The 1,175-nt window shown below is 37.0% G+C and carries 1 pseudogene; it reads right to left on the bottom strand.

Annotation, left to right across the window (positions count from 1 at the left end):
• Window positions 1-14: 14 nt before the first annotated feature.
• A pseudogene (locus F6K27_RS33280) lies at window positions 15-1,094 on the bottom strand (transposase); the annotation flags it as partial.
• Window positions 1,095-1,175: the final 81 nt, after the last annotated feature.

The raw sequence follows: 1,175 nt of genomic DNA, 5'->3' as shown, positions 1-1,175 counted from the left end.
ATCATGATTGCTTATCGGTAAAAAACCTCTATCCAATTTCTGTTGGAATAGTTATTTACGATCAATTCAGATGTTGCTTTTGATGGCTCAACATTGGTAATAAAATCATCAATTTCTGTTGCCTCTTCTACAGAACTAGCATTCATAACCATAGCAAATGTTCTTTCTCCAAAAAGGCGTGAAGTCGATGCTGTAAATGTGGAAACCCAAACTATTTTCGGTTTTTCTACACTTAAGATAACTGATTCAAATTTCTCTACTGGTAAGCTTTTTGCCCATTCATCTATTCTAATTTCTGTTTCTGATTGAGATTTTTGTCTAACTACTATTTTTTCCTACGGAATGCTACGCAAACGGTTTTTGGCGATTCCTCCTAGATATTTTCATTCCTTTTCTTCAAGTTGGTTCATAAATCTTGTGTTATTGCCATAACCAGCATCAATTAAAACTTTTTCCTGACTATGGCCTCTACTGAGACTGCGGTCTATTAGCTCTATTCCTATAGAGGGTTTTTTCTGAAATAATTTGTCATCTTTTCCTTGTGCTAAATAACTAGAATGTTGATATAATTCAATGTCTAAAGGTAAGCTTTTTTTTCCATCGTATCGGATGAGTTGTTACAGTCACTATTCCATTATCTGTTTTACCTATTTCTACAATATATTGTCGTCCTACTCCAGATGTAAAATTACCGCTTCTTGCTCCGTCTTGACGCCGAGGAAACCTCGGCGCAGGCGGTGCGCTGTTTCGGTGTCCAGAATCGTCTAAAATCAACCCTTACCCTTTCTTGAATTTGGTTTGAGAACGTTTATTAATTATTTTTAGACGACGTTTGCTAACGCAAAGCTTCCCTAACATTGATTTTACTAGGCTCGATTATGAGAATCTGCTATGAAATGATGTAAGCGATTATAAACTACTCCAATGGAGTTATTGGCCATTTGAGATATGTTTTTCCTTTCACTTTCCCCTAGTAATCCACCCAAATAGTGGCGGAATCCTGTTTTTTGGGGTGGGTTTTTCCCACAATCATCAAACTGTTGACACCACCTTTCAAAGCAAGGGGGCATTGCAGTAGGGGTTGTTTCTTTCATTCCTTGCGATCGCTTCGACGTAAAATTATTGATTTACAAGCATTATAGTCTAATTTGGCCAGTTAAGTTGTGTAAGTCCCA

Origin of the sequence: Okeania sp. SIO2F5 (assembly GCF_010692685.1) — a bacterium.
GTDB lineage: Bacteria > Cyanobacteriota > Cyanobacteriia > Cyanobacteriales > Microcoleaceae > Okeania > Okeania hirsuta.
The sequence above is the reverse complement of the archived record's forward strand: the minus strand, read 5'-3'. Positions and strand labels throughout refer to the sequence as shown.